Below are 20409 nucleotides of genomic sequence, written 5' to 3' on the forward strand. Positions count from 1 at the left end.
CAACTGCCCTCTGCAACAGGTCATTCGAGCGAGAATTCTGGGCGCGCCGGAAAGGTGAATTGGGGATAATCCCTGGAGTTCCGGGGCAAGTCGGGCCCGGCAAAACGCGCAGAACGTACACAACGCGCAGGTACTTTGGCTGCTTCCTGACGCACGGCGACGCATTCTCATATGCGTCCGGCATGAGCAGCGGAGGGGGCTTCCCCAACTCTACCGCGCTCAACCATGCAGAATTGCCCCTTCCGCTTACAGGCGCGGAAGGGGCAATTCGAGAGAGATGGGGATCAGCAGCCGCCGGCGACGGCCGGAATGATCGAGACGCCCGCGCCGGCCGGGGTGGCCGTCTCCAGGCCCTGCTCGAAGCGCACGTCGTCGTCGTTCACGTAGACGTTGACGAAGCGGCGCAGCTTGCCCTGGTCGTCCAGGACGCGGGCGGCGATGCCCGTGTGGTTCTTCTCCAGGTCCGCGATGACCTCGGCGAGGGTCGTGCCCTCGGCCTGGACCTCGGACTGCCCGCCCGTGTAGGTGCGGAGGATGGTGGGGATGCGGACGTTCACGGCCATGTCTTCGAAACCTTTCAGTGGGCCAGGAAAGCGGGCCGGTCCGGAGCGGACCGGCTCAGGCGGGCCGGCCCTGAGCGGGCCGGCTCAGAGCGCCAGGCCGGCTTCGCGGAACGCGTCCAGGCTCGGGCGGATGGTGGTGGTCGCCTGAGAGGTGTCGGCCACCGCGTCCAGGGTCTTGAGTCCGTCGCCGGTGTTGAGGACGACGGTGGTGAGGTCCGGGTCGATCAGCCCGGCCTCGACGAGCTTCTTCGTGACGCCGACGGTCACGCCGCCCGCGGTCTCCGCGAAGATCCCCTCGGTCTGCGCGAGCAGCCGGATCGCGTCCACGACCTGCTCGTCGTTCACGTCCTCCACGGCGCCGCCGGTCCGGCGGGCGATGTCGAGGACGTACGGGCCGTCGGCCGGGTTGCCGATCGCGAGCGACTTGGCGATCGTGTTCGGCTTCTGGGGCCGTACGACGTCGTGGCCGGCCTTGAAGGCCACGGACACCGGGGAGCAGCCCTCGGCCTGGGCACCGAAGATCTTGTACGGCTTGTCCTCGACCAGGCCCAGCTTGATGAGCTCCTGGAGACCCTTGTCGATCTTCGTGAGCTGGGAGCCGGAGGCGATCGGGATGACCAGCTGGTCGGGGATGACCCAGCCGAGCTGCTCGCAGATCTCGTACGCGAGCGTCTTGGAGCCCTCGCCGTAGTACGGGCGGAGGTTGACGTTCACGAAGCCCCAGCCCTCGCCGAGCGGGTCGCCGATGAGCTCCGAGCAGAAGCGGTTGACGTCGTCGTAGTTGCCCTCGATGGCGACCAGGTCACCGCCGTAGACACCGGCCATGACGACCTTGCCCTGCTCCAGGTCGTGCGGGATGAACACGCAGGAGCGGAAGCCGGCGCGGGCGGCGGCGGCGCCGACGGCGCCGGCCAGGTTGCCGGTGGAGGAGCAGGAGAGGGTGGTGAAGCCGAAGGCGCGGGCGGCCTCGATGGCCTGGGCGACGACCCGGTCCTTGAAGGAGTGGGTCGGGTTGCCGGAGTCGTCCTTGACGAACAGCTTGCCGGGGGCGACGCCGATCTCGCGGGCGAGGTTGTCGGCCTGGACGAGCTTGGTCCAGCCCGGGTTCAGGTTGGGCTTGTCGGCGACGTCGGCGGGGACGGGCAGCAGGGGGGCGTAGCGCCAGATGTTGGCGGGGCCGGCCTCGATCTGCTTCCGCAGCGCCTCGGGGTCACCGGTGGGGAGGTCGTACGCGACTTCGAGCGGTCCGAAACACAGCTCACAGGCGAAAATGGGACCGAGTGCGAACACTTCACCGCATTCGCGGCAGGAAAGCCCGGACGCGGGACCGAGGTCGACCGAAGTGGCGGGGGTAACCGTCTGTACAGCCATGGAGGCGAGGCCCTTTCTCCTCATCTTTCCCATGACGAATTTTTCGTCATGAGACGGATTTGGCACCTTCCCGAGCCGGGGGCCTCGATGGAGTACGAGACAAACCGACTGGAGGGTTGCCGGGGCTTCAACGGGCCGTTTCCCTCTGCCCCTCTGGATGAGCGGTATTCGATTGTGAAGCGCGGTGGACTTCGTTCCTGCGCTCCGACGCGGTCGGCACCCCGACGTGCATCGGGGATCCGCGTTGTTCAAGACTGTAACCGAAGGCCCGGACGCTCGGACCGGCCGTCCGAACCGCGAGATGGAGATCACGTGCTGGAAGAGGTGGAACGCTGGCTGGACCGGCGGTCCTGGTCCGTGGCGGACCGGCCGCTGGAGCGAATCCTCGCGGCCAAGCGGAACACGAAGGTCAGCGTCGTCCTGCCGGCGCTGAACGAGGAGGCGACGGTCGGCGACATCGTCGCCGTGATCCGGCGCGAGCTGATGACGGAGGCCGTTCCGCTGGTCGACGAGCTGGTGGTGATCGACTCGGGTTCCACGGACCGGACGGCGGAGGTCGCGGCGGCGGCCGGCGCGCGGGTGGTGGCGCGGGACGCGATCCTTCCCCGGATACCGGCCGTGCCGGGCAAGGGCGAGGTCCTGTGGCGGTCACTGATGGTGACGAGCGGGGACGTCGTCTGCTTCGTCGACGCGGACCTGCGGGACTTCTCGGCGGACTTCGTGACGGGGATCGTGGGCCCGCTGCTCACGGACCCGGACGTGGAGTTCGTGAAGGCGATGTACGACCGCCCGTTCGGCGACGCCGGCCCCGAAGGGCCCGCCTCCGGCGGGACCCCCGCTCAGGGCGGGCGGGTGACGGAGCTGGTGGCGCGCCCGCTCCTGAACCTGCACTGGCCGCAGCTGGCCGGCTTCGTGCAGCCGCTGGGCGGCGAGTACGCGGCGCGGCGCTCGCTGCTCGAACGGCTGCCGTTCCCGGTGGGTTACGGAGTGGAGCTGGGGCTGCTGGTGGACGCCCTGCACACGGTGGGTCTGGACGCGCTCGCGCAGGTGGACGTGGGGGTGCGCAAGCACCGTCACCAGGACGGGCAGGCGCTGGGCCGGATGGCGGCGGCGATCTACCGGACTGCGCAGCTGCGGCTGTCGCGGGGCCATCTGGTGCGGCCGCGGCTGACGCAGTTCGAGCGGGGCGAGAAGGGCTTCGAGCCGACGACGTACGCGGTGGACACGGAGGAGCGGCCGCCGATGGCCGACATCGCGGAGTACGCGAGGCGCCGCGTGGCGTAACGCCCCATGATGATCCGTTTTGCATAAATTGCCCTTTTATGCGCTTCACATCACCTCACTTCGGGAGAGTGCTCGCGGCCGTCGGGCTCGTCGCGGGCTCCCTGGCGTTCACGGCGGCCGGACCGGCCGCCGCGGACGTGATCGAGCCCTTCGGCAAGCGGTACGAAGAGTCGCTGTACGGCGACTTCACGACGCTCGGGAACACGGTCATGGGCTGCCCGACCGCCCCTGCGGACATGGCGGCGCGCTGCGCGACCGCGGCGGCCGGCCAGGGGTCGGACAACAACAACGCCTTCGTGATGGAGCGGATCGACACGGCCGGAACCGGGGGCGGATACGGCTCCAGCACCGGCCACGTGGTGATCCCGGCGGGCGCCGAGGTGGCGTACGCCCGGCTCTTCTGGGGCGGCAACGACGGCACGTACAAGGGCCCGAGCGGAGCCGCGCTGAACCGCTGCGACATCTCCGGCGCGGATGTCGGGCGCTCCCCCGGCGACCCGACGACGACCGCCCCGGTGATCGAGGTCGGCTCGGGTCCGGCGGTCCCGGTCTCGATCGACAGCATGGTCGCGGACCCGGCGGACACCAACGGGCCGCACTACTACACGGGCGAGTCGGACGTGACCGCCGCCTTCGCGGGCGTCTCGGGGACGGACGCGCGGATCGCGGTCGGGAACGTCTGGGCACCCAACGGCAAGGGCTGCGTGGCGGGTTGGTCGCTGACGGTGGTCCACAGGTTCCCCGGCCCGGACCCGGTCAAGGCGCCGGAGCGCCGGAGCGTCCACGTGTACGGCGGCCACGTCCTGCAGCGCTCGACCTCCCCCGCGACCACGATCACCGTCGACGGCTTCCACCGGAGTCCGGGCACGGTGCGCGCGAGCGTGACGGCGTACGAGGGGGACTGGAACACTCCGGGCGACACGTTCCTCGTCGACGGCAGGAACGTCACCGAGTCCCACACCGGCAACACCAACAACTTCTTCATCAGCGAGGACGACGGCGCCGTCGACCCCCGTCCGGCCAACAACCTGAGCATCGACGCCAAGGCCTTCGCCCTCCCGGCCGGCGCGGTCCCGCCGGGCGCGACCTCGGCCGATCTGACGTTCTCCACCAGCGGCGACACCTATCTGCCGTCCGGTCTCGCCTTCTCCGTACCGGTCCCCGACCTGGAGATCACCAAGACGGCGAGCCCTCGCACGGTGAAGCCGGGCGACACGCTCACGTACACGATCACCGCGAAGAACACCGGCCCGCTCGACTACCCGAACGCGAAGTTCGGCGACGACCTCACCGGCAACCTCGACGACGCCGACTACGCCGGGGACGTACGGACGACGGGCCCCGGGAGGGCGACGTACACGAAGCCGAGGATCTCGTACTCCGGGACCATCCCGGCGGGGAAGACGGCGACCGTCACCTACTCGGTGAAGATCAAGAACACGCCGGCCGGGGACGGGAAGCTCCGCAACGGCGTGGAGGTCGAGACACCCCGCTCGAACTGCGGCAAGGGCAGCGAGGACCCGTCGTGCGCGGTGGCCCCGGAGATCGACAGGCCGAAGCCGACCCCGACGCCGACCCCGACACCCACCCCGGTGGACCCGACCCCGACCCCGACGGAGGTCGACCCCACGCCGACCCCCACCGACGACCCCACGCCCCCGGCGACCGTCGAGCCCTCCTCCCCCGCTCCCCCGGCGCCCGGGCCGCACGGCGACGACGCCGGTGACGCCGGTGACGCCGGTGACGCCGGTTCGATGGCAGAGACCGGCGGCAACGGCGAGCGGCTGTGGCTGCTCGGCGCGCTGGGCCTGGCGCTGGCGGCGACGGGCGTGGTGGCGAGGGCGGCGATGCGCGGACGGCGCGACTGACGCCCGACCACGCTGGGTGGCCGGATCCCCCCGTCTCGTATACGTACGTTTGAGCGTTTACGGGACGGGCTAGGTTCGCCCCATGGCTTCTGTGCTCGTGGCATCCAACCGGGGCCCCGTCTCGTACGTCCTCGGCGACGACGGCTCGCTCGACGCCCGCAGGGGCGGCGGCGGCCTGGTCTCGGGGCTGAGCGCCGTGTCCGCCCAGGACAGTCTGTGGGTGTGCGCGGCGCTCGGCGAGGGCGACCGGGAGGCCGTCCGGCAGGGGGTCGGGGAGCCGGGCGTACGGATGCTGGACATCGACCCGGAGGTGTACGCCGACGCGTACAACGGCATCGCGAACTCGGTGCTGTGGTTCCTCCACCACCAGTTGTACGACATTCCGCGCGAGCCGGTCTTCGACGCGGGGTTCCGGCGCCGCTGGAAGTCGTACCGGAGCTACAACCGCGCCTTCGCCCGGGCGCTGGCGGCGGAGGCGGACGAGGGCGCGGCGGTCCTGGTGCAGGACTACCACCTGGCCCTGGTCCCGGGGCAGCTCCGGGCCCTCCGCCCGGACCTGCGGATCGCCCACTTCACGCACACCCCCTGGGCCGCCCCGGACTCTCTGCGCATGCTCCCGGCCGACATCCGCGAGGAACTGCTGCGGGGGATGCTGGGCGCGGACCGGCTGGGCTTCCACACCCCGACCTGGGCGAGGGCGTTCGAGGACTGCGCGGGCGAGCTCGGGCGCACCCGGGTCGCGGTGTACCCCCTGGGCGTCGACGCCGACGAGCTCCGCGCCCTCGCGTACCGCCCGGAGGTGGACGAGAAGCTGGCCCGCCTGCGCGCGGAGACCGGCGGCCGGAAGACCATCGTCCGGGTCGACCGCACGGAACTCTCGAAGAACATCCTGCGCGGCCTGCACGCCTACCGCGAACTGCTCACCACCCACCCCGAATGGCAGGACAGGGTCGTCCACCTGGCGTCGGCGTACCCCTCCCGCCAGGACCTGGAGTCGTACCGCGCCTACACGGCCGCGGTGACGGAGCTCGCGGACGAGATCAACGCCGAGTTCGGCACGGCGGCCTGGCAGCCGGTCCTGGTCTCGGTCGAGGACGACTTCCCCCGCTCCCTGGCCGCCTACCGCCTCGCGGACGTGGCCCTGGTGAACCCGGTCCGCGACGGCATGAACCTGGTGGCGAAGGAAATACCGGTGGTCTCGGAGTCCGGCTGCGCCCTGGTCCTCTCCACGGGCGCGGGCGCCCACGAGGAACTGAAGGACGACGCCCTCACGGTGAACGCCTTCGACGTGACGGAAACGGCCGAAGCCCTCCACAGAGCCCTGTCGATGCCCCCCGCGGAACGAGCGGACCGCACGAAACGCCTGGCGGCAGCGGCGACGGCCCTGCCCCCACAACGCTGGTTCCTGTCGCAGCTGGAGGCACTGGAAGGGCTCGAGCCCTGACCCCACGACTCCGCCGCCGCACGACGACGGTGCCGCGCCGCACGACGCCGGTGCCGCGCCCGCGCAAGCGGTGACGGCCTTGCCACCCGCTACGGCAAGACCGCCACCATCCGCCTCACCGGACCCCACGCCGCCGTCTTCATCCGGTCGGCGAGGTGATCCGAGGGGAACCGTCTAGTAGCCGAGGTCCTTCTGCTCGGTGATCAGACGGCCGGCGATGTGCAGATTACCGTCGGAGTCGAGCACCGCGATGATCTTCTTCGTGGAGCCGTGGTGGGTCGTGAAGTAGATCTTGTCCGCCTCCTGCGAGGTGGAGTAGTTCGTGTTCACGGACAGCTCGATGCTCACCGGGGAGCTGATGAGCACGTCCTTCTTCGGCGAGGACGGGTAGATCTGGTTCTGCCGCAGCTTGACTCGGCCGTGGGTGTCCCCCTCGTCCCAGTCGGACGCCACGCCGAGGTCGATGTCAGCCATGCGATTTCCCCTCCGGTTCCAATGGACGAACTCTGCGGCCGGGCGTCACAGGACCTCCCGAACCGAGCCCAGAACCTACGCAGTTCGTTCACATCTCGGCACAACATCTCAGCACTATGACCAATTTTCACCCTGCTTCGTCGCGAAGTGACAGCAAGGTACCGGAGCCACCAAAAATGCCCGAAAAGAGCCTTGACAATTCTCTGAGATGACGACCAGTGGGCTCTCTCGGATCACCCCGCCGCCCAGTCGACCCGAAGGCGCTCCCAGAGGGTGTCGCTCAGACGTCGCTGTCGCTGCCGCCGTCGATGACGGTCAGCTCGGCACCCTTCCCCGCGTACGGGTCGGGGGTGCCGGCGGGGATGTTCCGGACGGCCCGGCCCTGAGCGGCACCGTTGCCGTTGAACACGAAGTCCGGGCGGATACGCCAGTCACGCCCGTCGGGGTAGATGAAACCGGCCTCGGCGAGCTGCCTGAGGGACCGCGACACGGTCGACTGGGACATGCCCACCTGCTCGGCGAACTTGACCTGGCTCTCCACCCGGACAAGACCGTGGTCCTTGCGGTTCTGGAGGGCGCACATCTTGTGGAACAGCTTGTAGGCCGCCCCGCTGAGGTCCGCCTCGGCAAGGGCGTCGTGCGCGTCGTATCCCATCGTGGTGAACCCACCTCCCCGGAACCAGAGTCCGTGCGCGGCGCCGACCGAGGAGTGCACCGTGAGGTCCTGCACCTCACCGGTGGTCCGGTTGACCGTCTCGATCCTGGTCACTCGTCGAGCCGCACGCACAGCGTACCTCCGTGACTAAATGAGGCCATCCAGAACTGGATGGCCTCACCTAAGACCTTCATGGAGCATCCACCTTTGCATAGACCAAGCCGATCCATACCATCTTCTATGCAATCTCGCATAGCCACTCTCCATGGCTGCAACACGGCTCGGTCATTCACGCAGGTCCGGGGCCTGCCATGGTCAGCCCGTCTTCATAGGGAAAGCGCACCCGCCGTACGGGAGCCCCTGCGGTACTCGCTGCGCTCCGTTCCTCGGGGGTGCCCCACCCTCGCCTCGGGTGCCCACCCGGCCGCCGTCGGCCGGGGCCGGAGCAGCAGGGAAGCGTGGCCGGGGCCGGTGGGTGGTCGTCGTGCGCACATGGCGGACGCCCGTCCGGCTGTCCCGCAGCCTCGGCGGGCTTTCGTGGGCCGCGGTCACCGCGGGCCGCCTACGGGAAGGGGCTCACGCCGTCGCCGGGTCGCCGGTACCGTTCCCGTATGGCGTACGAGCTGGAGGAACAGGAGGCCATCGGCCGCCGGATCAAACGGCGTCGACTCGGCCTCGGCATGGCTCAGGCCGACCTCGGCGCGGCCATCCGCAAGTCGCAGGCGTGGGTGTCCAAGGTCGAGCGGGGCCGGATCGAGCTGGACAGGGCCGGCCTCATCAACGTGATCGCGGCCGCGCTGCACTGCCACCCCAACGACCTCATCTCCCGCCCCTACCTGGGCAGTCCGAGCGACGAGCAGTGGCAGCCGGCGGCGGCGTCGATCCTGCGTGAGTTCCGCCGCTACGACCTGACCCCGGTCTTCGACGGAACTCCGCGCCCCTCGAACGCACTGTGGGCGGACATGACCCGCCTCCACCGACTCCGCGACGCGGCCGCGAACGTGGCGATCCTGCGGAACCTGCCGGACCTGCTGCGCGAGGCTCACGCCCTGGCCGATCGGTCCCGGGGGCACGAGCAGGAAGAGGCGTTCGGCATCTACGCGGTGTGCTGCAAGTTCGCCCACACTTCCGCTCATACCCTCGGCCACGCCGAACTGGTCGCCACCGCGTGCGAGCGGGCCTCCTGGGCGTCCCGCCTGTCGGGTGACCCGATCCTCCCGGCCGTCGCCGACTGGATGCGCGTGTGGGACATGTGGGCCACCGCGGACTGGGCAGACGCCGTCGCGCTCGCGGACAAGGCTCTGACCGGGATCGAGGCCGAGTACGAGCGGGGCGAACCGCGCGCCGTGCGGGCCTGGGGCAGCCTCCAGCTCCGCGCGGCCGTCTCCGCCGCGCGGGCCAACAACAGGGCCGAAGCCGAACACCGCATCGGCCTCGCCCGCCAAGCCGCCGACCGCGCGGACGCCGTTCGCGGCGAGCCGTTCGACGACCGGCACTCGCTCACGTTCTCGTCCGGCAACGTGACCGTCCACGGCATCAACGTCGCCCTGGAGATGAGCGACCAGCGCCGTGCGCTGGCGCTCAACCACCAGGCGGACCAGGGCCAGATCGAGGCCCTTCCCCATTCCCGCCAGGGGCACCACCGCATGGACCTGGCCCGAGCCTATCTATGGGACGGCGACCGGCATCGTGCGCTGGCCGAACTCCGCGCAGCCGAGAGCCTGGCCCCGCAGCTCGTTCGCAACCACCCGATAGCCCGGGCCACCCTACGGAAGATCGTGTACGCCGAACGGGCCTCCACCCGAGGACAGTTGCGTGGGATGTCGAGCCGATTTCACCTCGATGACCAGGACCTATTCTCCTGACTCATATTCAGCTGTCGTTCGTCCCATAGCTTCTGAGGCATGACGGAAGGACGCACCACCCACGTCTCCGCGACGGCCTGGCGGCCGCAGCGCGGCGACCTCGCGTACGACATCGGCAGCTCGCGCGTCGGTGTCGTGACCGCGTTACCGGAGGACACCGGCACCGCCACCCATCAGCTCACCCCGGAGGGCGGCGGCTCCGGCTGGACAGCACCCCTCGGCCGGCTCAGGCCGCCCGCCGCCGTACGCGCCGCAGCGCTGTACGTGTGTGTCCAGCGAGGCGGACTGCAGCCCCACCTTCCCGTCGAGCGCGCCGAGGAGGAGGGCCGGAACTTCGCCGACCGCCACGGCCTCTCCTTGGTCGAGACGATCACCGATCCCTTCGGCCAGCCGGACCCCCGGCTCCGCGAAGGCTGGCTGCGCGTCCGCGAACACGCCGAGGCCGGCCGGGTCGCAACGGTGATCGTCCGCTGGCCCGCCGCCATCTCACCCGAGCACTCCCACGAGCTCCGCGCACACGAGATCGCGTGGCTCAAGGACCGCGCCACAACGGTCCGCTACTCGTGGCCCCCGCTCGCCGATCCCGGCATGGGCTGACGCCCGGCCGCACAGTCTCGCCGGTCTGCCCCCGGGCAGGTCGCCGGCGATGGGGGTGCGTGCCCGGCGGAGTTCCCCGTACGGACGGTTTCGCCCCCGCCCGCACCACTCGAACCGAAGCGATCGAGAGGAGCAAGACATGACCTTGCAGGCCATGGAACCCGAGGTCTCGGAAGCCCCCGCTCTCCGCGACCCGCGCACCTACGTCAAGCCGGACGTGTGGGAGCGTGAGATCACCCTGCTGATGCGCGACCACCCCTTCGACGAGGTGATGGCCACCCGTCTGTTCGGCGCGGCGGTCTCGTACCTCGTCACCGCGATGGAGAAGTGGGGCCAAGGCCTGGAGATGTGCTGCGGCCGGATCGTCGACATCGCCGTCCACGTCTTCATCCTGGACACCCGCAACTACCGCGAGTTCTGCGCCGAGCACTTCGACGGCCGCTTCCTGGAACACATTCCGGAGATCGCCTTCAAGTACGACGGCTCGGTCGAGCGGACCGCGCACATCATCGCCGAGAACGGCTTCGAGGTGGACTGGAAGCTGTGGGAGGCGGACTACGCCAAGTGCGGCCCGTGCTCCGCCGGTTCCAACTGCCACTGAGCACCGGCACCCACACCACGCCCGGAGGCGCTCCCGCGCCTCCGGGCTCCCCGTGACACGTCCGGGCGCCCCGCTCGGATTCGCCCACGACACGCGGAGAGACGCGAGTAGCCTCACGGTCCCCACCGTCCGGCACGCCCTCCGGAGGACTTCATGTTCAGCGCAGCACCGGCCACCCCGGCCGAATACTGGGACACGTACAAGCCCTACCGGGGGGAGGGAGAACAGCCTCGGCCCGCGGCCGGCGCCTTCGACTGGACCGGCGTTCCGGGACACGGGCCCGGGGCCGAACTGCTCGGCGTCCCGGAGACCGCGCTGGACCTGGGTCCGGCCGAAGGGGAGAACGCCGCCTTCCTCGCCCGGCAGGGCGTGCGCGTGACCGCGGTCGACTTCTCGTCCTCCCAGGTCGACCGTGCCCGCCGGTTCTGGGGCGACGAGCCCCGCCTGACCTTCGTGCATGCCGAGGCCTGCGCCTTTCTCCACCAGGAGAACCGGCGGTTCGACGCGATCTACTCGACGTGGGGGGCCGTCTGGTTCACGGACCCCGAGGACCTGTTTCCGCTCGTCGCCGCGCGTCTCGCGCCGGCTGGCGTCTTCGGCTTCTCGCACCGCGAGCCCGTCGTCGGACAGTACGGGGCGCAGCAGATGGGCGGGAAGTGGCTCGAAGGCCGCGAGACCGAGCTGACCGTCCTGCGCTGGCAGTACACGGCCGAGCAGTGGACGGACGTCCTCAAGCGGCACGGCTTCACGTCCGTGCGGGCAAGGCTGCTGCCGAACCCGGACCGTGCGGCTCTCGGCACACTTCTGGTGACGGCGACGGTGCGGTGAACGGCTGGTCCGGTCACCGGCTTCAGCCGGTGGCCTCCCGCCGTCCCCTCCCCCACTCCGCCAGCGGTTCCAGAGCCTCGTTGAGGCGGAGGCCGGCCTTCGTCAGGGAGTACTCGACGCGCGGCGGGACCTCCTCGTACGCGGTCCGGTCGACGATTCCGTCCGCCTCCAGTTCGCGGAGGTGGGAGGTGAGGACCTTCTCCGTGACGCCCGGGAGGAGGCGGCGGAGTTCGCCGAAGCGGCGGTGGGGGTGTTCGTGGAGGGCCCAGAGGATGAGGACCTTCCACTTGCCGCCGATGACCTCCATCGCCGCGTCGATGCCGCAGACGTGGCCGTCGTCGTCCTCGGGCCGGTTCAGTGTCGTCATGCGCCCCACCTCTCGGACGTGCCAGGCCGGTTCAGTGTCGCCCTGTGCTCCACCCTTCTGACCTGCTCGCTCACCTCAGGGTAACCACCCACTCCCAAGTGGGTACTTGAGCAGGTCAGGGCCCTGGAGCAGCCTTGTCGGCATGACAGAGAACAGCGCGGAGAAGACCCCCCTCAGCCTCCTCGGACTCGGTGCCATGGGCGCCGCCCTCGCCCGCACCTGGCTCGCCGCCGGGCATCCCCTCACCGTCTGGAACCGCACCCCCGCCCGCGCCGAGGCGCTCGCCGCCGAAGGCGCGAAGGTCGCCGGGAGCGCCGCCGGGGCCGTCGCCGCGAGCACCCTCGTCGTGGTCTGCCTCCTCGACGACGACTCCGTCGGCTCCGCCCTGGAAGGCGTCGACCTGACCGGCAAGGACCTCGTCAGCCTCACCACCACGACCCCCGCCCAGGCCCGCTCCCGTGCCGCGTGGGCGGAGGCGCGGGGTGCCCGATACCTGGACGGCGGCATCATGGCCGTACCGCCGATGATCGGGGTGCCGGAAGCCGGGGGTTACGTGTTCTACAGCGGGTCCCGGGAGCTGTTCGAGCTGCACCGGGACGCCCTGGCCGTGCCCGCGGGCACGAGGTTCGTCGGCGCGGACGCCGGATTCGCCGCCCTCCACGACGTGGCCCTGCTCAGCGCCATGTACGGGATGTTCGCCGGGGCCGCGCACGCCTTCGCGCTGATCCGGCGGGAGGACATCGACCCCGTGGCGTTCGCCCCGCTGCTCGGGGAGTGGATCGGGGCGATGGCGGGGCCGTCCGTCCGGCAGACCGCCGCCCATCTGAAGGACGGCGACTACACCGCCGGCGTGGTCTCGAACCTCGCGATGCAGGTGGCCGGCACGCCGACGTTCCTGGCCACCGCCGAGGGGCAGGGCGTCAGCCCGGAGCTGCTCCGTCCGTACTTCGAGCTGATGCGCCGTCGCCTCGACGTGGGGAGCGGGGAGGAGGGACTGACGGGGGTGGTGAATCTTCTCCTCCGATAATCGGTACGCCCCCTCCTCCTGAGGGGCCTTCCCGTGTCAGACTCTGCGGCGATCGTTCCCCCAGGCGATCCGTTTTTCCCCATGAGACGCATGAGGCAAGCGGAAGGATCGCAAGAGACGTGAAGAAGATTGTCGTGAGCATGACCCTCGGGTCCGCGCTCACCGCACTCCTCGCCGCGGGGCTCACCCCCGCCGCCGCGCAGGAAGCCCGGGACACCGCACCGGCCGGGGCCGGCACCCACCGGCCCGACAACCGTCCCGGACCGCTCACGAAACAGCGCACCGAGCTGCGCGAGAAGGCGATCGACCTGGTCGCCAAGGGCAGGGCCAAGGCGAACGCCGACGGCGTCGTCGAGGTCGCCCCCGGCAAGTTCGCGGAGACCGAGACCGCGTCCGGGACCACCGCCGACCGGCAGGAGAAGATCTTCACGATCCTCTCCGAGTTCGGCGACCAGGGCGCCGGCAAGCTCGGCACCGTCCCCGGCCCGCTGCACAACCAGATCCCGCAGCCCGACCGGACCACGGACAACTCCAACGCCTGGACCGCCGACTTCTCCAAGTCCCACTACGAGGAGCTGTTCAACGGCTCCGGCGAGTCCATGAAGACGTACTACGAGAAGCTGTCCAACGGCCGCTACTCGGTCACCAACACCGTCGAGGACTGGGTCAAGGTCCCCGGCAACGCCTCCACCTACGGCGACAACGCCGTCGAGGACACCGGCGGCTCCTGGGCCTTCATCCAGGACACCGGCGACGCCTGGTGGAACGCGCAGCTCGCCGCCGGCAAGACGCCGGCCGAGATCGACGCGTACCTCGCCCAGTTCGACGTCTGGGACCGCAACGACTACGACCACGACGGCGACTTCGACGAGCCCGACGGCTACATCGACCACTTCCAGGCCGTCCACGCCGGCATGGGCGAGGACGCGGGCGGCGGCGCGCAGGGCGAGGACGCCATCTGGTCGCACCGCTGGTACGTCAACGGCGACGACTTCGGCCTCACCGGCCCCGCCGTCTCCGGCACCCAGAACAAGGCCGGCGGCGCCCGCATCGGCCAGTCGAAGTACTGGCTCGGTGACTACACCACCGAGGGCGAGAACGGCGGACTCGGCGTCTTCTGCCACGAGTTCGGCCACGACCTCGGCCTGCCGGACTACTACGACACCGACGGCGGCGAGAACTCCACCGCCTTCTGGACCCTGATGAGCTCCGGCTCCTGGCTGAGCCACGGCGCCGCCGCCAACGCCGGCATCGGCACCCACCCGGGCCTCATGGGCGCCGAGGAGAAGCTCTTCCTCGGCTGGCTGGACTACAGCGACGCCCCGCTCGGCGCCTCCGGCACGTACACCCTCAACCCGGCGCAGCTCCAGGTCACCGGCAAGGACCAGGCGGTCCGCGTCGCGCTCCCGGACAAGACGACCAGCACCACCTACGCCACCCCCACCTCGGGCACCCACGCCTGGTGGACCGGCTCGGCCGACGGCCTCAACCAGTCCCTCACCCGCTCGGTCCCGGCCGCCCCGAAGGTCACCGTCAAGGCGAGCGCCTGGTACGAGATCGAGGCCGACTTCGACGCCCTCTTCGCCGAGTACTCCCTCGACGGCGGCGCCACCTGGGCCCGCGCGGGCGAGGCCGTCGACGGCTCATCGGCCGGGAAGTGGACGACGCTGCGGTACACGTACGACTCCGCCGGCAAGCCCTCCCTCTTCCGCTTCCGCTACCAGACCGACGGCGGCGTGCACTTCGCCGGCGCCTTCCTCGACGACATCACCCTGGCCTCGGGCGGTACGAGCCTGGCGTCCGACGACGTCGAGCAGGGCGCGAACGGCTGGTCGGCCACCGGCCGCTGGTCCGTCTCCACCGGCACCGTCACCGCCACCTACCCGCGCTACTACCTCCTGGAGAACCGCGAGTACGTCGGCTCCGACGCGCTGCTCGCCGAGGGCCCCTACCAGTTCAGCAAGGGCATCACCGCCCCCGACTGGGTCGAGTGGTTCCGCTACCAGAACGGCATGCTCGTCTGGTACGTCGACCGGTCCTTCGACGACAACAACGTCAGCAACCACGCGGGCGGCGGCCAGTCCATGGCCGTCGACGCCCGCCCGGCCCCCTTCGCGTACGCCGACGGGACCGCGCCCAGCAACCGGCGCCAGCCCTTCGACGCGACCTTCGGCCTGGAGGCCACCGACGCCACCTGCCTCCACAAGGAGGTCCTGGTGGGCAAGGGCGGCAACAAGACCGTCGAGACGCAGGCGGCCTGCGCCCCCTCCGTCCCGGGCATCCCGGTCTTCGACGACACCGACCCGAACGCGTACTACGACACGACGGCCCCCCAGGCCAGCGTGAAGGTCGCCGGCCACGGCGTGCGCGTCACGGTCACCGGCGACGCGGGCGACGACCTGACGATCAGCGTGGTCAACCCGGCCGCGCACTGATCCGTACGGATCCGCGCGGACAGCGGCGAGGGCGGTACGGCGGGGCCCCGGGCCTCCCGTACCGCCCTCGCGGCATGCCGGGTCTCAGGCCTGCCGGGGCTCAGGCCTGCCGGTCCTCAGCCCTCCCGTACCGCCCTCGCCAGTTCCGTCAGGAACTCCACCACGCCCGCCGGGCCCGGCACCGCCAGGTCCGCGCGGTCGGCCAGTTCCGGGACCTCGGTGGAGCCGCTGCAGACCAGCAGGCCCGGGGTGCCGTCGGAGCGGAGCTTCTCCACGGCGGCGAAGGCCGGCAGGTCGCCCAGGTCGTCGCCCGCGTAGAGCACGGACCCGGCGCCCACCTCCCGTACGTACTCCGCGAGCGCCACGCCCTTGTCCATGCCCGGCGGCCGCAGCTCCAGGACCATGCGGCCGGGTTCCAGGACCAGACCGTGGGCGACGGCCAGGTCGCCGAGCGGGCCCTTGAGCGCCTCGAAGGCGCCCTCCGGGTCCTGGGCGCGGCGGGTGTGGACGGCGACCGCGCGGCCCTTCTCCTCGATCCAGACGCCCGGCCAGGCGCCGGCCCGGTCCAGGAAGCCGGGGAGTTCGGCGCGGACGGAGGCGACGCCGGGGTGCGGGGCGGCGGCCCTGACGGTGCCGGAGACGGCGTCCCAGCGTTCGGCGCCGTAGTGGCCGAGGACCACGAGGTGCTCCAGGCCGGGGACGCCGGCGAAGCCGCCGTAGCGGACGGCGACCCCGGCGGGGCGGCCGGTGACGACGGCGATCGAGGCGACCTCGGGCGCGAGGGCCGCGAGCGCGGCCACGGCGCCGGGGTGGGCGCGGGCCCGCTCCGGGTCGGGGACGATCTCGGCGAGGGTGCCGTCGAAGTCGAGGGCGACGACGGCCTTCGCGGGCCGCGCGAGGAGCGCGGCCAGACCGTCGCGGCCGGAGGGTGTGGCCGGGTGCGGAAGGCTGCTGACCATGTTCCCGACCCTACCGACGGAGGGGCTCCGCGTCAGCGGCGCCGCTGGCGCTCGGTGCGGACGCGGCGGAGCCGGTTGACGGTCACCGGGTCGTGGGCGAGGGCGCGCGGGTCGTCGAGGAGGGCGTTGAGGAGCTGGTAGTAGCGGGTCGGGGAGAGGCCGAGGCGCTCGCGGACCGCTCGTTCCTTGGCGCCGGGGCCGGGCCAGGAGCGGCGCTCGACGGCGAGCAGGGCCTGCTCGCGCTCACCGAGCCCGCCCTCGTCGTCGGCTGCCACGCCCTGTTCCTCGCTCATACGACCAACCTATTACCCGGCGGTCCCGGTCGGCCCACCCTGCGGTTCCGGTCGGCGGTCCCGGACGATGACCGGGACCGCCGATCACGTCACTCCGCCGCCTCGGCCGCCGTCGCCACCCTGCCGATCGCGCCCAGCACGTCCGAGGGACGGCCGGCCGGGGTGACCGCCTTGCCGATGTTCTGCTTCACGTTCTCGCTGACCTTGGCCCAGGAGGTCTTGCCGACCGGCGGGAGCTGGCTGTCCGGGAGCGTCTTGAGGAAGACGCGCAGGTTGGCGTGCTCGGGCTCGGTCTCCATGCGGGCGGAGGCGCTGACGGTGACGGGCAGCAGGTCGTTGTCGCCGGCGAACTTCAGGACGTTCTCGTCGCTGAAGACGAAGTTGAGGAAGTCGCCGATCTCCTTGCGGTGACCGTTCTGCTTGAAGCCCATGATCCAGTCGGCGACGCCCATCGCGGCCTTCGCCGGGCCGTCCGCGCCGGGCAGCGGGACCTGGCCGACCTTGACGCCCTTCTTGGCGGCTTCCTTCAGGAGCGAGGGGTGGCCGTTGAGCATGCCGACCTCGCCGTTCGCGAAGGCGGCGAACGCGGCCTTGCGGTTGAGCTTGCCGGGGGCGACGGGGCCGGTGAGGCCCTTGCCGACGAGGTTCTTCTTCAGCCACTCGAAGGTGCGGACGTTCGCGTCGGAGTCGACCGTGTAGTGGTCGGTTCCGTCGGTCCAGCCGCCCCCGCCGCTGAGCATCCACATGAGGGCCTCGGCCTGGGCCTCCTCCGGGCCGAGCGGCAGCGCGAAGGGGGTGCGGACGCCGTTGTCCTTCAGCTTCTCGGCGGCGGCGGCCAGCTCGTCCCAGCTGGTGGGGGCCTTGACCCCGGCGTCGTCGAAGAGGGCCTGGTTGTAGAAGAGCGGCCGGGTGGAGGCGACGAACGGCAGGCCGTACTGGGTGCGCTTGTGCTCGCCGGCGGCGACGAGCGGGGCGAGGAAGTTGGCCTGGACGGGGATGGAGAGGAGCTCGTCGGCGGCGTAGAGCTCGCCGGCGGCCGCGTAGTCGGCGTAGGCGCCGATCTGCGCGATGTCGGGGGCCTTGTCGGCCTTCACCATCTCGGCGACCTTGCGGTCGACGTCGTCCCAGGACTCGACCTGCACCTCGACCTTGACGCCCGGGTGCTTCGCCTCGAAGGCGGCGACGAGGTCGGTCCAGTACTTCTTGGTGGTGTCCCCGCCGGTGAGGTCGTAGTCCGCGGCGACCAGTCTGAGGGTCACATCGCCGGAGTCGCCGCCGAGGGAGCCGCAGCCGGCGACCGTGGCGGTCAGCCCGAGGGCGGCGGCGGCCGCGGTCAGTCCAAGGAATCGTCGCCGCTGCACGCTTTTCATCCACCTTTTGCTCGTCGTTGAGCTGCATCGAGCCGCACGTTTGCTCTGCGCAGGGCCGTAAGTCTCTCCCGGCGGCGGGCATGAGGTCTACACCACTCGGGTATCACTTCCGCAACGCCACGGGGACGATGGACCCATGGCGGGCCCCGAATTTGTATCCGTACGCAACAATCCTCGGCAGTGGACTAGACCTTTTGGGTCCTCCCGAGCCAAACTGTCCTCCGTGAGACACGTCATCGCCCTGGATGTGGGCGGCACCGGTATGAAGGCCGCCCTCGTCGGGGCGGACGGCACGCTGCTCCACGAGGCCCGCCGCGCCACCGGGCGCGACCGCGGGCCCGAGGCGGTGGTGGAGACCATCCTCGGCTTCGCCGAGGACCTCCGTGCACTCGGCCAGGAGCGGTACGGAGAACCCGCCGCGGCCGCCGGAGTCGCCGTCCCCGGAATCGTCGACGCGGAGAACGGCATCGCCGTCTACGCCGCCAACCTCGGCTGGCGCGACGTTCCCATGCGCGAACTCCTCAGCCGCCGGCTCGACGGCGTCCCCGTCGCCCTCGGCCACGACGTGCGCACCGGCGGCCTCGCCGAGGGCCGCATCGGCGCGGGCAACGGCGCCGACCGCTTCCTCTTCGTCCCCCTCGGCACCGGCATCGCCGGCGCCATCGGCATCGGCGACCGCATCGAGGCCGGCGCCCACGGCTACGCCGGCGAGATCGGCCACATCGTCGTCCGCCCCGGCGGTACGGAGTGCGGCTGCGGCCAGCGCGGCTGCCTGGAGCGGTACGCCTCCGCCTCCGCCGTCTCCCAGGCCTGGGCCGGGGCGAGCGGCGACCCCGAGGCCGACGCGGCCGACTGCGCGAAGGCCGTCGAGTCCGGCGACCCCACGGCCGTACGGGTGTGGCAGGACGCCGTCGACGCCCTCGCCGACGGCCTGGTCACGGCGCTCACCCTGCTGGACCCCCGCACCCTGATCATCGGTGGCGGACTGGCGGAGGCCGGGGAAACCTTGTTCACACCACTTCGGGCCGCGGTGGAGGAGCGAGTCACGTTCCAGAAGCTGCCCGCCATCGTCCCGGCGGCCCTCGGGGACACCGCCGGATGCCTGGGCGCGGGCCTCCTCGCCTGGGACCTGCTCGCCGAACAGCGCCCCACCGACTCGGAGGTTTCCGCCTGATGGCCGATCACAAGGTTCTCGCCGGCGCACACGTCGTGCTGCCCACCGGGATCGTCGAGAACGGACGCGTGATCGTCGACGGCGACCGCATCGCGGGCGCGGCCCCCGAGGGCACCCCCGCCCTCGACCTGACCGGCCACTGGCTCGTCCCCGGCTTCGTCGACATGCACAACCACGGCGGCGGCGGCGCGTCCTTCACCTCCGGCACGGTCGACGAGGTCCTCAAGGGCGTCCACACCCACCGGCTGCACGGCACCACCACCGTCGTCGCCTCCTTCGTCACCGGCGACATGGACTTCCTCACCCAGCGGGCCGGGCTGCTCTCCGAGCTCGCCGAGCAGGGCGACCTGGCCGGCCTGCACTTCGAGGGCCCGTTCATCTCCCCCTGCCGCAAGGGCGCGCACGACGAGACGCTGCTGCGCGACCCCGACCCGGCCGATGTCCGCAAGCTGATCGACGCGGCCCGCGGCCAGGCCAAGATGGTCACCCTCGCCACCGAGCTGCCCGGCGGCATCGACTCCGTACGGCTGCTCGCCGAGCACGGTGTGATCGCCGCGATCGGCCACACCGACGCCTCGTACGAGCAGACCGCCGAGGCCATCGACGCGGGCGCGACGGTCGCCACCCACCTCTACAACGCGATGCCCGCGCTCGGCCACCGCGCCCCCGGCCCGATCGCCGCCCTCCTGGAGGACGGGCGGATCACCGTCGAGCTCATCAACGACGGCACCCATCTGCACCCCGCCGCGCTGGAGCTCGCCTTCCACCACGCGGGCGCCGGGCGGGTCGCCTTCATCACGGACGCGATGGACGCCGCCGGCTTCGGCGACGGCCGCTACATGCTCGGCCCGCTGGAGGTCGAGGTGAAGGACAGCGTGGCCCGCCTCGTCGAGGGCGGCTCCATCGCCGGGTCCACCCTCACCCTGGACCGCGCGTTCAAGCGCGCCGCGACGATCGACGGCCTTCCCGTCGAGGCGGTCGTCCAGGCCATCTCCGCCAACCCGGCCCGGCTGCTCGGCGTGTACGACCGCGTCGGCTCGCTGGAGCCCGGCAAGGACGCCGACATCGTCGTCCTCGACGCCGACTTCGAGCTCAAGGGCGTCATGCGCAAGGGCGAGTGGATCGTCGACCCGACGGCGGGCGCGGCCGTCTGATCAGGTGTCACTCAGGAGAGCGGTTGGCCCGGGGGTCTGGGCCAACCGCCTTTCGTTTGGCATGATCGGTGCCCGTCGAG

Annotated in this window: 19 protein-coding genes and 1 riboswitch; of the genes, 11 read left to right on the forward strand and 8 right to left on the reverse strand. The window is 71.1% G+C overall.

Annotated features, from left to right (window positions below; genetic code table 11):
• Positions 1-284: 284 nt before the first annotated feature.
• Positions 285-563 carry a MoaD/ThiS family protein gene (locus tag ASD33_RS04165; protein WP_055598878.1) on the reverse strand — a complete coding sequence of 93 codons (279 nt, stop codon included), beginning with the start codon at positions 561-563 and terminating at the stop codon, positions 285-287.
• 84 nt (positions 564-647) lie between these two features.
• On the reverse strand, positions 648-1958 hold the full coding sequence (thrC, locus tag ASD33_RS04170; protein WP_199863449.1) for a threonine synthase: 1311 nt from the start codon (positions 1956-1958) through the stop codon (positions 648-650).
• Positions 1952-2098, reverse strand: a riboswitch (SAM riboswitch). Its footprint overlaps the gene before it by 7 nt.
• A 148-nt stretch (positions 2099-2246) precedes the next feature.
• On the opposite strand from thrC, the gene ASD33_RS04175 reads away from it, so the two are divergent.
• From ASD33_RS04175 to ASD33_RS04185, 3 genes are all read left to right on the forward strand, one after another.
• A complete protein-coding gene (locus ASD33_RS04175; RefSeq protein WP_056553269.1) occupies positions 2247-3218 on the forward strand; it encodes a glucosyl-3-phosphoglycerate synthase in 972 nt (323 codons plus the stop codon).
• A gap of 68 nt (positions 3219-3286) precedes the next feature.
• On the forward strand, positions 3287-5086 hold the full coding sequence (locus tag ASD33_RS04180; RefSeq protein WP_242426826.1) for a DUF11 domain-containing protein: 1800 nt from the start codon (positions 3287-3289) through the stop codon (positions 5084-5086).
• Between the two features lie 82 nt (positions 5087-5168).
• Complete coding sequence (locus tag ASD33_RS04185; protein ID WP_056553274.1) at positions 5169-6530, forward strand: trehalose-6-phosphate synthase; 1362 nt, start codon at positions 5169-5171, stop codon at positions 6528-6530.
• A gap of 174 nt (positions 6531-6704) precedes the next feature.
• Here ASD33_RS04185 and ASD33_RS04190 read toward each other — a convergent pair whose 3' ends face one another.
• Together ASD33_RS04190 and ASD33_RS04195 are read right to left on the reverse strand one after the other, a co-directional pair.
• The gene (locus ASD33_RS04190; RefSeq protein ID WP_056553277.1) at positions 6705-7004 is read right to left on the reverse strand and encodes a DUF6342 family protein; all 300 of its coding nucleotides are present in this window, start codon (positions 7002-7004) and stop codon (positions 6705-6707) included.
• Positions 7005-7284: 280 nt separating this feature from the next.
• The gene (locus ASD33_RS04195; protein ID WP_056553281.1) at positions 7285-7773 is read right to left on the reverse strand and encodes an ArsR family transcriptional regulator; all 489 of its coding nucleotides are present in this window, start codon (positions 7771-7773) and stop codon (positions 7285-7287) included.
• A gap of 497 nt (positions 7774-8270) precedes the next feature.
• On the opposite strand from ASD33_RS04195, the gene ASD33_RS04200 reads away from it, so the two are divergent.
• The 4 genes from ASD33_RS04200 to ASD33_RS04215 all read left to right on the forward strand — a co-directional run bounded on the left by ASD33_RS04200 (position 8271) and on the right by ASD33_RS04215 (position 11550).
• The gene (locus ASD33_RS04200) at positions 8271-9524 is read left to right on the forward strand and encodes a helix-turn-helix transcriptional regulator (protein ID WP_056553284.1); all 1254 of its coding nucleotides are present in this window, start codon (positions 8271-8273) and stop codon (positions 9522-9524) included.
• 39 nt (positions 9525-9563) lie between these two features.
• Positions 9564-10121 carry a recombinase family protein gene (locus ASD33_RS36060; RefSeq protein WP_079044530.1) on the forward strand — a complete coding sequence of 186 codons (558 nt, stop codon included), beginning with the start codon at positions 9564-9566 and terminating at the stop codon, positions 10119-10121.
• A gap of 139 nt (positions 10122-10260) precedes the next feature.
• Entirely contained in the window at positions 10261-10722 is a 462-nt protein-coding gene (locus tag ASD33_RS04210; RefSeq protein ID WP_063991895.1) for a hypothetical protein, read from the forward strand.
• A gap of 153 nt (positions 10723-10875) precedes the next feature.
• Positions 10876-11550 (forward strand): class I SAM-dependent methyltransferase, encoded by a 675-nt coding sequence (locus tag ASD33_RS04215; protein WP_056553287.1) that lies wholly within the window; start codon positions 10876-10878, stop codon positions 11548-11550.
• A gap of 22 nt (positions 11551-11572) precedes the next feature.
• Here the strand turns inward: ASD33_RS04215 and ASD33_RS04220 are convergent, their stop codons facing one another.
• The gene (locus tag ASD33_RS04220; RefSeq protein WP_056553291.1) at positions 11573-11917 is read right to left on the reverse strand and encodes a helix-turn-helix domain-containing protein; all 345 of its coding nucleotides are present in this window, start codon (positions 11915-11917) and stop codon (positions 11573-11575) included.
• A 142-nt stretch (positions 11918-12059) separates the two neighbouring features.
• Between ASD33_RS04220 and ASD33_RS04225 the strand changes: the two genes are divergently transcribed.
• Both ASD33_RS04225 and ASD33_RS04230 read left to right on the forward strand, forming a co-directional pair.
• Entirely contained in the window at positions 12060-12944 is an 885-nt protein-coding gene (locus tag ASD33_RS04225) for an NAD(P)-binding domain-containing protein (RefSeq protein WP_056553295.1), read from the forward strand.
• Between the two features lie 119 nt (positions 12945-13063).
• Complete coding sequence (locus tag ASD33_RS04230; RefSeq protein WP_079044531.1) at positions 13064-15379, forward strand: immune inhibitor A domain-containing protein; 2316 nt, start codon at positions 13064-13066, stop codon at positions 15377-15379.
• Between the two features lie 116 nt (positions 15380-15495).
• On the opposite strand, the gene otsB is transcribed toward ASD33_RS04230, so the two are convergent.
• From otsB to ASD33_RS04245, 3 genes are all read right to left on the reverse strand, one after another.
• Positions 15496-16338 carry a trehalose-phosphatase gene (otsB, locus tag ASD33_RS04235; RefSeq protein WP_056553299.1) on the reverse strand — a complete coding sequence of 281 codons (843 nt, stop codon included), beginning with the start codon at positions 16336-16338 and terminating at the stop codon, positions 15496-15498.
• Positions 16339-16370: 32 nt separating this feature from the next.
• Entirely contained in the window at positions 16371-16631 is a 261-nt protein-coding gene (locus ASD33_RS04240; protein WP_056553301.1) for a DUF3263 domain-containing protein, read from the reverse strand.
• Positions 16632-16720: 89 nt separating this feature from the next.
• Positions 16721-18001, reverse strand: a complete 1281-nt coding sequence (locus tag ASD33_RS04245; protein ID WP_056553304.1) for an extracellular solute-binding protein — start codon at positions 17999-18001, stop codon at positions 16721-16723.
• A gap of 223 nt (positions 18002-18224) precedes the next feature.
• Between ASD33_RS04245 and ASD33_RS04250 the strand changes: the two genes are divergently transcribed.
• Both ASD33_RS04250 and nagA read left to right on the forward strand, forming a co-directional pair.
• Entirely contained in the window at positions 18225-19175 is a 951-nt protein-coding gene (locus ASD33_RS04250; RefSeq protein ID WP_056553308.1) for an ROK family protein, read from the forward strand.
• A complete protein-coding gene (gene nagA, locus ASD33_RS04255) occupies positions 19175-20329 on the forward strand; it encodes an N-acetylglucosamine-6-phosphate deacetylase (RefSeq protein WP_056553311.1) in 1155 nt (384 codons plus the stop codon). Before ASD33_RS04250 ends, nagA begins: the two co-directional genes overlap by 1 nt.
• Positions 20330-20409 lie beyond the last annotated feature (80 nt).

The organism is Streptomyces sp. Root1304 (assembly GCF_001426405.1).
In the GTDB taxonomy this organism is placed as follows: Bacteria; Actinomycetota; Actinomycetes; order Streptomycetales; family Streptomycetaceae; genus Streptomyces.

Excerpts from the sequence above, each read along its gene's own strand:
- ASD33_RS04165 (WP_055598878.1), bottom strand. The coding sequence starts at position 563 with ATGGCCGTGAACGTCCGCATCCCCACCATCCTCCGCACCTACACGGGC.
- thrC (WP_199863449.1), bottom strand. The coding sequence starts at position 1,958 with ATGAGGAGAAAGGGCCTCGCCTCCATGGCTGTACAGACGGTTACCCCC.
- ASD33_RS04185 (WP_056553274.1), top strand. The coding sequence starts at position 5,169 with ATGGCTTCTGTGCTCGTGGCATCCAACCGGGGCCCCGTCTCGTACGTC.
- ASD33_RS04190 (WP_056553277.1), bottom strand. The coding sequence starts at position 7,004 with ATGGCTGACATCGACCTCGGCGTGGCGTCCGACTGGGACGAGGGGGAC.
- ASD33_RS04200 (WP_056553284.1), top strand. The coding sequence starts at position 8,271 with ATGGCGTACGAGCTGGAGGAACAGGAGGCCATCGGCCGCCGGATCAAA.
- ASD33_RS36060 (WP_079044530.1), top strand. The coding sequence starts at position 9,564 with ATGACGGAAGGACGCACCACCCACGTCTCCGCGACGGCCTGGCGGCCG.
- ASD33_RS04210 (WP_063991895.1), top strand. The coding sequence starts at position 10,261 with ATGACCTTGCAGGCCATGGAACCCGAGGTCTCGGAAGCCCCCGCTCTC.
- ASD33_RS04215 (WP_056553287.1), top strand. The coding sequence starts at position 10,876 with ATGTTCAGCGCAGCACCGGCCACCCCGGCCGAATACTGGGACACGTAC.
- ASD33_RS04220 (WP_056553291.1), bottom strand. The coding sequence starts at position 11,917 with ATGACGACACTGAACCGGCCCGAGGACGACGACGGCCACGTCTGCGGC.
- ASD33_RS04225 (WP_056553295.1), top strand. The coding sequence starts at position 12,060 with ATGACAGAGAACAGCGCGGAGAAGACCCCCCTCAGCCTCCTCGGACTC.
- otsB (WP_056553299.1), bottom strand. The coding sequence starts at position 16,338 with ATGGTCAGCAGCCTTCCGCACCCGGCCACACCCTCCGGCCGCGACGGT.
- ASD33_RS04240 (WP_056553301.1), bottom strand. The coding sequence starts at position 16,631 with ATGAGCGAGGAACAGGGCGTGGCAGCCGACGACGAGGGCGGGCTCGGT.
- ASD33_RS04245 (WP_056553304.1), bottom strand. The coding sequence starts at position 18,001 with ATGAAAAGCGTGCAGCGGCGACGATTCCTTGGACTGACCGCGGCCGCC.
- nagA (WP_056553311.1), top strand. The coding sequence starts at position 19,175 with ATGGCCGATCACAAGGTTCTCGCCGGCGCACACGTCGTGCTGCCCACC.